This window comes from Cupriavidus sp. SHE (assembly GCF_000812445.1).
GTDB lineage: Bacteria > Pseudomonadota > Gammaproteobacteria > Burkholderiales > Burkholderiaceae > Cupriavidus > Cupriavidus metallidurans.
The window spans coordinates 1-8,026 of sequence record NZ_JWMB01000055.1 but is presented as its reverse complement, the minus strand read 5'-3'; the positions used below and the strand labels follow the sequence as shown (position 1 = coordinate 8,026).

At 63.9% G+C, this 8,026-nt stretch carries 9 protein-coding genes; 8 read left to right on the top strand and 1 reads right to left on the bottom strand.

Translation table 11 applies throughout. The annotated features are described in order from the left end of the window. Positions 1–33: 33 nt before the first annotated feature. A complete protein-coding gene (locus RN01_RS26315; RefSeq protein WP_003131969.1) occupies positions 34–468 on the bottom strand; it encodes a mercury resistance transcriptional regulator MerR in 435 nt (144 codons plus the stop codon). Between the two features lie 71 nt (positions 469–539). On the opposite strand from RN01_RS26315, the gene merT reads away from it, so the two are divergent. The 8 genes from merT to RN01_RS26275 all read left to right on the top strand — a co-directional run bounded on the left by merT (position 540) and on the right by RN01_RS26275 (position 7,993). After that, positions 540–890 carry a mercuric ion transporter MerT gene (merT, locus tag RN01_RS26310; protein ID WP_006224622.1) on the top strand — a complete coding sequence of 117 codons (351 nt, stop codon included), beginning with the start codon at positions 540–542 and terminating at the stop codon, positions 888–890. 12 nt (positions 891–902) lie between these two features. Beyond that, positions 903–1,178 carry a mercury resistance system periplasmic binding protein MerP gene (gene merP, locus RN01_RS26305; protein ID WP_003131987.1) on the top strand — a complete coding sequence of 92 codons (276 nt, stop codon included), beginning with the start codon at positions 903–905 and terminating at the stop codon, positions 1,176–1,178. Between the two features lie 71 nt (positions 1,179–1,249). After that, positions 1,250–2,935 carry a mercury(II) reductase gene (merA, locus tag RN01_RS26300; protein ID WP_011514825.1) on the top strand — a complete coding sequence of 562 codons (1,686 nt, stop codon included), beginning with the start codon at positions 1,250–1,252 and terminating at the stop codon, positions 2,933–2,935. Between the two features lie 17 nt (positions 2,936–2,952). Continuing rightward, positions 2,953–3,318: a mercury resistance co-regulator MerD gene (gene merD / locus RN01_RS26295; protein ID WP_000995360.1), complete on the top strand. Its 366-nt coding sequence runs from the start codon at positions 2,953–2,955 to the stop codon at positions 3,316–3,318. After that, positions 3,315–3,551: a broad-spectrum mercury transporter MerE gene (merE, locus tag RN01_RS26290; RefSeq protein ID WP_003132004.1), complete on the top strand. Its 237-nt coding sequence runs from the start codon at positions 3,315–3,317 to the stop codon at positions 3,549–3,551. Before merD ends, merE begins: the two co-directional genes overlap by 4 nt. After that, the gene (locus RN01_RS34760; protein WP_008652068.1) at positions 3,548–4,549 is read left to right on the top strand and encodes a DUF3330 domain-containing protein; all 1,002 of its coding nucleotides are present in this window, start codon (positions 3,548–3,550) and stop codon (positions 4,547–4,549) included. The genes merE and RN01_RS34760 overlap by 4 nt, the downstream gene beginning before the upstream one ends. Next, complete coding sequence (locus tag RN01_RS26280; RefSeq protein WP_027982055.1) at positions 4,455–5,024, top strand: recombinase family protein; 570 nt, start codon at positions 4,455–4,457, stop codon at positions 5,022–5,024. Before RN01_RS34760 ends, RN01_RS26280 begins: the two co-directional genes overlap by 95 nt. 2 nt (positions 5,025–5,026) lie before the next feature. Next, positions 5,027–7,993, top strand: a complete 2,967-nt coding sequence (locus RN01_RS26275) for a Tn3 family transposase (RefSeq protein WP_001138070.1) — start codon at positions 5,027–5,029, stop codon at positions 7,991–7,993. Positions 7,994–8,026: the final 33 nt, after the last annotated feature.

The window sequence follows — 8,026 nt, the reverse complement described above, 5'->3', positions numbered from 1 at the left end:
GGGGTCGTCTCAGAAAACGGAAAATAAAGCACGCTAAGGCATAGCCGAACCTGCCAAGCTTGCTCCACCCTGTAGTGACGCGATCAGCGGGCAGGAAACGTTCCCCCTTCGCGCATGGCAGGCGCACACCAACTCAGACAGCACGGCCTCCATGCGCGCCAGGTCAGCCATTTTCTCGCGCACGTCCTTGAGCTTGTGCTCGGCCAGACTGCTGGCTTCCTCGCAATGGGTGCCATCCTCCAGCCGCAGCAGCTCGGCGATCTCATCCAGGCTGAAGCCCAGCCGCTGGGCTGATTTCACGAAGCGCACCCGCGTTACATCCGCCTCGCCATAGCGGCGGATGCTGCCATAGGGCTTGTCAGGCTCCAGCAACAAGCCCTTGCGCTGATAGAAACGGATGGTCTCCACATTGACCCCGGCCGCCTTGGCGAAAACGCCAATGGTCAGGTTCTCCAAATTGTTTTCCATATCGCTTGACTCCGTACATGAGTACGGAAGTAAGGTTACGCTATCCAATTTCAATTCGAAAGGACAAGCGCATGTCTGAACCAAAAACCGGGCGCGGCGCGCTCTTCACTGGAGGGCTTGCCGCCATCCTCGCCTCGGCTTGCTGCCTCGGGCCGTTGGTTCTGATCGCCTTGGGGTTCAGCGGCGCTTGGATCGGCAACTTGGCGGTGTTGGATCCCTATCGCCCCATCTTTATCGGCGTGGCGCTGGTGGCGTTGTTCTTCGCCTGGCGGCGCATCTACCGGCAGGCAGCGGCCTGCAAACCGGGTGAGGTCTGCGCGATTCCCCAAGTGCGAGCTACTTACAAGCTCATTTTCTGGATCGTGGCCGCGCTGGTTCTGGTCGCGCTCGGATTTCCCTACGTCATGCCATTTTTCTACTGATCGGAGTTCACCATGAAGAAACTGTTTGCCTCCCTCGCCCTCGCCGCCGTTGTTGCCCCCGTCTGGGCCGCCACCCAGACCGTCACGCTGTCCGTACCGGGCATGACCTGCTCCGCCTGCCCGATCACTGTCAAGAAGGCGATTTCCAAGGTCGAAGGCGTCAGCAAAGTTGACGTGACTTTCGAGACACGCCAAGCGGTCGTCACCTTCGACGATGCCAAGACCAGCGTGCAGAAGCTGACCAAGGCAACCGCAGACGCGGGCTATCCGTCCAGCGTCAAGCAGTGAGTCACTGAAAACGGCACCGCAGCACAACGGACGTCATTGTCTGGCGCCACAAACGATAAAGGATCTGTTGCATGACCCATCTAAAAATCACCGGCATGACTTGCGACTCGTGCGCGGCGCACGTCAAGGAAGCGCTGGAAAAAGTGCCAGGCGTGCAGTCGGCGCTGGTGTCCTATCCGAAGGGCACAGCGCAACTCGCCATCGTGCCGGGCACATCGCCGGACGCGCTGACTGCCGCCGTGGCCGGACTGGGCTACAAGGCAACGCTAGCCGATGCGCCACTGGCGGACAACCGCGTCGGACTGCTCGACAAGGTGCGGGGATGGATGGCCGCCGCCGAAAAGCACAGTGGCAACGAGCCCCCGGTGCAGGTAGCGGTCATTGGCAGCGGTGGAGCCGCGATGGCGGCGGCGCTGAAGGCCGTCGAGCAAGGCGCGCAGGTCACGCTGATCGAGCGCGGCACCATCGGCGGCACCTGCGTCAATGTCGGCTGTGTGCCGTCCAAGATCATGATCCGCGCCGCCCACATCGCCCATCTGCGCCGGGAAAGCCCGTTCGATGGCGGTATTGCGGCAACTGTGCCTACGATTGACCGCAGTAAGCTGCTGGCCCAGCAGCAGGCCCGCGTCGACGAACTGCGGCACGCCAAGTACGAAGGCATCCTGGGCGGTAATCCGGCCATCACCGTTGTGCACGGTGAGGCGCGCTTCAAGGACGACCAGAGCCTTACCGTCCGTTTGAACGAGGGTGGCGAGCGCGTCGTGATGTTCGACCGCTGCCTGGTCGCCGCGGGTGCCAGCCCGGCGGTCCCGCCGATTCCGGGCTTGAAAGAGTCACCCTACTGGACTTCCACCGAGGCCCTGGCGAGCGACACCATTCCCGAACGCCTTGCCGTAATCGGCTCGTCGGTGGTGGCGCTGGAGCTGGCGCAAGCCTTTGCCCGGCTGGGCAGCAAGGTCACGGTCCTGGCGCGCAATACCTTGTTCTTCCGTGAAGACCCGGCCATCGGCGAGGCGGTGACAGCCGCTTTCCGTGCCGAGGGCATCGAGGTGCTGGAGCACACGCAAGCCAGCCAGGTCGCCCATATGGACGGTGAATTCGTGCTGACCACCACGCACGGTGAATTGCGCGCCGACAAACTGCTGGTTGCCACCGGTCGGACACCGAACACGCGCAGCCTCGCGCTGGACGCAGCGGGGGTCACTGTCAATGCGCAAGGTGCCATCGTCATCGACCAAGGCATGCGCACGAGCAACCCGAACATCTACGCGGCCGGCGACTGCACCGACCAGCCGCAGTTCGTCTATGTGGCGGCAGCGGCCGGCACCCGTGCCGCGATCAACATGACCGGCGGCGATGCGGCGCTCGACCTGACCGCAATGCCGGCCGTGGTGTTCACCGATCCGCAAGTGGCGACCGTGGGCTACAGCGAGGCGGAAGCCCACCACGACGGGATCGAGACCGACAGCCGCACCTTGACCTTGGACAACGTGCCGCGTGCGCTCGCCAACTTCGACACACGCGGCTTCATCAAGTTGGTTATCGAGGAAGGCAGCCATCGGCTGATCGGCGTACAAGCGGTCGCGCCGGAAGCGGGTGAACTGATCCAGACGGCGGCTCTGGCCATTCGCAACCGCATGACGGTGCAGGAACTGGCCGACCAGTTGTTCCCCTACCTGACGATGGTCGAGGGGTTGAAGCTCGCGGCGCAGACCTTCAACAAGGATGTGAAGCAGCTTTCCTGCTGCGCCGGGTGAGAAAAAGGAGGTGTTCAATGAACGCCTACACGGTGTCCCGGCTGGCTCTTGATGCCGGGGTGAGCGTGCATATCGTGCGCGACTACCTGCTGCGCGGATTGCTGCGCCCGGTGGCGTGCACACCAGGCGGCTACGGCTTGTTCGATGACGCCGCCTTGCAACGGCTGTGCTTCGTGCGGGCGGCCTTCGAGGCGGGCATCGGCCTCGACGCGCTGGCGCGGCTGTGCCGGGCGCTGGATGCGGCGGACGGCGACGAAGCGGCCGCGCAGCTTGCCCTGCTGCGTCAGTTCGTCGAGCGTCGGCGCGAAGCGTTGGCCGATCTGGAAGTGCAGTTGGCCACCCTGCCGACCGAGCCGGCACAGCACGCGGAGAGTCTGCCATGAACAACCCCGAGCGCTTGCCGTCCGAGACGCACAAACCGATCACCGGCTACCTGTGGGGCGGACTGGCTGTGCTGACTTGCCCCTGCCACCTGCCCATCCTCGCTGTCGTGCTGGCCGGCACAACCGCCGGTGCTTTCCTCGGCGAGCATTGGGTCATCGCGGCGCTCGGTTTGACCGGCCTGTTCCTTCTGTCCCTGTCGCGGGCGTTGCGGGCATTCAGGGAAAGAGAATGAGCGCTTTCCGGCCGGATGGATGGACGACGCCGGAACTGGCCCAAGCGGTCGAGCGCGGGCAGCTTGAACTGCACTACCAGCCCGTCGTCGATCTGCGCAGTGGTGGGATTGTCGGCGCGGAAGCCCTGTTGCGCTGGCGTCATCCGACGCTTGGACTATTGCCACCGGGCCAGTTCCTGCCCGTGGTCGAATCGTCCGGCCTGATGCCTGAAATCGGCGCTTGGGTGCTGGGCGAAGCCTGCCGCCAGATGCGTGACTGGCGAATGCTGGCATGGCGACCGTTCCGGCTGGCCGTCAATGTTTCGGCGAGCCAAGTGGGACCGGACTTCGACGGGTGGGTAAAGGGCGTGCTGGCTGATGCCGAGTTGCCCGCCGAGTATCTCGAAATCGAGCTGACCGAATCGGTCGCGTTTGGTGATCCGGCGATCTTCCCCGCCCTGGACGCCTTGCGGCAGATCGGTGTGCGCTTCGCCGCCGATGACTTCGGGACGGGGTATTCCTGTCTGCAACATCTGAAGTGCTGCCCAATCAGCACGCTCAAGATCGACCAATCGTTTGTCGCCGGGCTCGCCAACGACCGCCGCGACCAAACCATCGTGCACACCGTGATTCAGCTTGCGCACGGGCTGGGCATGGATGTGGTGGCTGAAGGCGTGGAAACATCGGCGAGTCTTGATCTATTGCGACAAGCGGACTGCGACACAGGACAAGGCTTCCTGTTCGCGAAGCCAATGCCGGCGGCGGCATTCGCCGTCTTCGTCAGTCAATGGAGGGGTGCCACCATGAATGCAAGTGACTCGACCACCACCAGTTGCTGCGTGTGCTGCAAGGAAATCCCGCTCGATGCCGCCTTCACCCCGGAAGGCGCGGAATACGTCGAGCACTTCTGCGGGTTGGAGTGTTATCAACGCTTCGAAGCGCAAGCGCATCGGTTACGTCCGCGTCAGCAGCTTCGACCAGAACCCAGAACGGCAGCTCGAACAGATCCAGGTGGATAAAGTGTTCACCGACAAGGCGTCGGGCAAGGACACACGGCGGCCCGAACTGGAACGGCTGCTCGCCTTCGTGCGCGAAGGCGACACGGTCGTGGTGCACAGCATGGATCGTCTGGCGCGCAACCTCGACGACCTGCGCCGCCTGGTGCAGGGCCTCACCCAGCGCGGCGTACGCATCGAGTTCCTTAAGGAGCATTTGACCTTCACCGGCGAGGACTCGCCGATGGCGAACCTGATGCTGTCGGTAATGGGCGCGTTCGCCGAGTTCGAACGCGCCTTGATCCGCGAGCGGCAGCGCGAGGGCATCGCGCTCGCCAAGCAGCGCGGGGCCTACCGTGGCAGGAAGAAATCCCTGTCGTCTGAGCGTATTGCCGAACTGCGCCAACGTGTCGAGGCTGGCGAGCAAAAGACCAAGCTGGCTCGTGAATTCGGAATCAGTCGCGAAACCCTGTATCAATACTTGAGAACGGATCAGTAAATATGCCACGTCGTTCAATCCTGTCCGCCGCCGAGCGCGAAAGCCTGCTGGCGTTGCCGGACACCAAGGATGAGTTGATCCGTCACTACACGTTCAGCGAAACCGACCTCTCCATCATCCGGCAGCGGCGCGGCCCGGCCAACCGGCTGGGCTTCGCCGTGCAGCTCTGTTACCTGCGCTTTCCTGGTGTCATCCTGGGCGTCGATGAGCCGCCGTTTCCGCCCTTGTTGAAACTGGTCGCCGACCAGCTCAAGGTCAGCGTCGAAAGCTGGGACGAATACGGGCAGCGGGAGCAGACCCGGCGCGAGCACCTGGTCGAACTGCAAACGGTGTTCGGCTTCCAGCCCTTTACCATGGGCCACTACCGGCAGGCCGTCCAGTTGCTGACCGAGATGGCCTTGCAGACCGACAAGGGCATCGTGCTGGCCAGCACCTTGATCGAGCACCTGCGGCAGCAGTCGGTCATTCTGCCTGCCCTCAACGCCGTCGAGCGGGCGAGCGCCGAAGCAATCACCCGCGCCAACCGGCGCATCTACGATGCCTTGGCCGAACCGCTGTCGGACGCGCATCGCCGCCGCCTCGACGATCTGCTCAAGCGTCGGGACAACGGCAAAACGACCTGGCTGGCCTGGCTGCGCCAATCGCCCGTCAAACCGAATTCGCGGCACATGCTGGAACACATCGAACGCCTCAAAGCGTGGCAGGCGCTCGACCTGCCTTCTGGCATCGAGCGGTCGGTGCACCAGAACCGCCTGCTCAAGATCGCCCGTGAGGGTGGCCAGATGACGCCCGCCGACCTGGCCAAGTTCGAGGCGCAGCGACGCTATGCCACCCTGGTGGCGCTTGCCATCGAGGGCATGGCCACCGTCACCGACGAAATCATCGACCTGCACGACCGCATCCTGGGCAAGCTGTTCAACGCCGCCAAGAACAAGCATCAGCAGCAATTCCAGGCGTCCGGCAAGGCGATCAACGCCAAGGTGCGGCTGTTCGGCCGCATCGGCCAGGCGCTGATCGAGGCCAAGCAGGCGGGCCGCGATCCGTTCGCCGCCATCGAGGCCGTCATGTCCTGGGATGCCTTCGCCGAGAGCGTCACCGAAGCGCAGAAGCTTGCGCAGCCCGAGGACTTCGATTTCCTGCACCGCATCGGCGAAAGCTACGCCACGCTGCGCCGCTACGCGCCGGAATTCCTTGCCGTGCTCAAGCTGCGGGCCGCTCCCGCCGCGAAGGACGTGCTCGACGCCATCGAGGTGCTGCGCGGCATGAACAGCGACAACGCCCGCAAGGTGCCCGCCGACGCGCCGACCGAGTTCATCAAGCCGCGCTGGCAGAAGCTGGTCATGACCGACACCGGCATCGACCGGCGCTACTACGAACTGTGCGCGCTGTCGGAGATGAAGAACGCGTTGCGTTCCGGCGACATCTGGGTGCAGGGGTCGCGCCAGTTCAAGGACTTCGAGGACTACCTGGTGCCGCCCGCGAAATTCGCCAGCCTCAAGCAGGCCAGCGAATTGCCGCTGGCCGTGGCCACCGACTGCAACCGGTACCTGAACGACCGGCTGACGCTGCTGGAAACACAGCTTGCCACCGTCAACCGTATGGCGACGGCCAACGAGCTGCCGGACGCCATCATCACCGAGTCAGGCTTGAAGATCACGCCGCTCGACGCGGCGGTACCCGACACCGCCCAAGCGCTGATCGACCAGACGGCAATGATCCTGCCGCACGTCAAGATCACCGAACTGCTGCTGGAGGTGGACGAATGGACGGGCTTCACTCGGCATTTCGCGCATCTGAAATCGGGCGACCCGGCCAAAGACAAGAACCTGTTGCTGACCACGATCCTCGCCGACGCGATCAACCTGGGCCTGACCAAGATGGCGGAGTCTTGCCCCGGCACGACCTACGCCAAGCTGGCTTGGCTGCAAGCCTGGCACATCCGCGACGAAACCTACGGGGCGGCGCTGGCCGATCTGGTCAACGCACAGTTCCGCCATCCCTTCGCCGAGCACTGGGGCGACGGCACCACCTCATCGTCGGACGGCCAGAACTTCCGCACCGGCAGCAAGGCCGAGAGCACCGGCCACATCAACCCGAAATACGGGAGCAGCCCAGGGCGGACGTTCTACACCCACATTTCTGACCAGTACGCGCCATTTCACACCAAGGTCGTGAACGTCGGCGTGCGCGATTCGACCTACGTGCTCGACGGCCTGCTGTACCACGAGTCCGACTTGCGGATCGAGGAGCATTACACCGACACGGCGGGCTTCACCGATCACGTCTTCGCCCTGATGCACCTCCTGGGCTTCCGCTTCGCGCCGCGCATCCGCGACCTGGGCGACACCAAGCTCTACATCCCGAAGGGCGACGCCGCCTATGACGCGCTGAAACCCATGATCGGCGGCACGCTCAACATCAAGCACGTCCGCGCCCATTGGGACGAAATCCTGCGGCTGGCCACCTCGATCAAGCAGGGCACGGTGACGGCCTCCCTGATGCTCCGAAAGCTCGGCAGCTACCCACGCCAGAACGGCCTGGCCGTGGCGCTCCGCGAGCTGGGCCGCATCGAGCGCACGCTGTTCATCCTGGACTGGCTGCAAAGCGTGGAACTGCGCCGCCGCGTGCATGCCGGCCTGAACAAGGGCGAGGCGCGCAATGCGCTGGCCAGGGCAGTGTTTTTCAACCGCCTGGGTGAAATCCGCGACCGCAGTTTCGAGCAGCAGCGCTACCGGGCTAGCGGCCTCAATCTGGTAACGGCTGCCGTCGTGTTGTGGAACACGGTCTATCTGGAACGGGCTGCGCACGCGCTGCGTGGCAACGGCCATGCCGTTGATGACGCGCTGTTGCAGTACCTGTCGCCGCTCGGTTGGGAGCACATCAACCTCACCGGCGATTACCTCTGGCGCAGCAGCGCCAAGATCGGCGCGGGCAAGTTCAGGCCGCTACGACCGCTGCAACCGGCTTAGCGTGCTTTATTTTCCGTTTTCTGAGGCGACCCC

Excerpts from the sequence above, each read along its gene's own strand:
- RN01_RS26315 (WP_003131969.1), bottom strand. The coding sequence starts at position 468 with ATGGAAAACAATTTGGAGAACCTGACCATTGGCGTTTTCGCCAAGGCG.
- merT (WP_006224622.1), top strand. The coding sequence starts at position 540 with ATGTCTGAACCAAAAACCGGGCGCGGCGCGCTCTTCACTGGAGGGCTT.
- merP (WP_003131987.1), top strand. The coding sequence starts at position 903 with ATGAAGAAACTGTTTGCCTCCCTCGCCCTCGCCGCCGTTGTTGCCCCC.
- merA (WP_011514825.1), top strand. The coding sequence starts at position 1,250 with ATGACCCATCTAAAAATCACCGGCATGACTTGCGACTCGTGCGCGGCG.
- merD (WP_000995360.1), top strand. The coding sequence starts at position 2,953 with ATGAACGCCTACACGGTGTCCCGGCTGGCTCTTGATGCCGGGGTGAGC.
- merE (WP_003132004.1), top strand. The coding sequence starts at position 3,315 with ATGAACAACCCCGAGCGCTTGCCGTCCGAGACGCACAAACCGATCACC.
- RN01_RS34760 (WP_008652068.1), top strand. The coding sequence starts at position 3,548 with ATGAGCGCTTTCCGGCCGGATGGATGGACGACGCCGGAACTGGCCCAA.
- RN01_RS26275 (WP_001138070.1), top strand. The coding sequence starts at position 5,027 with ATGCCACGTCGTTCAATCCTGTCCGCCGCCGAGCGCGAAAGCCTGCTG.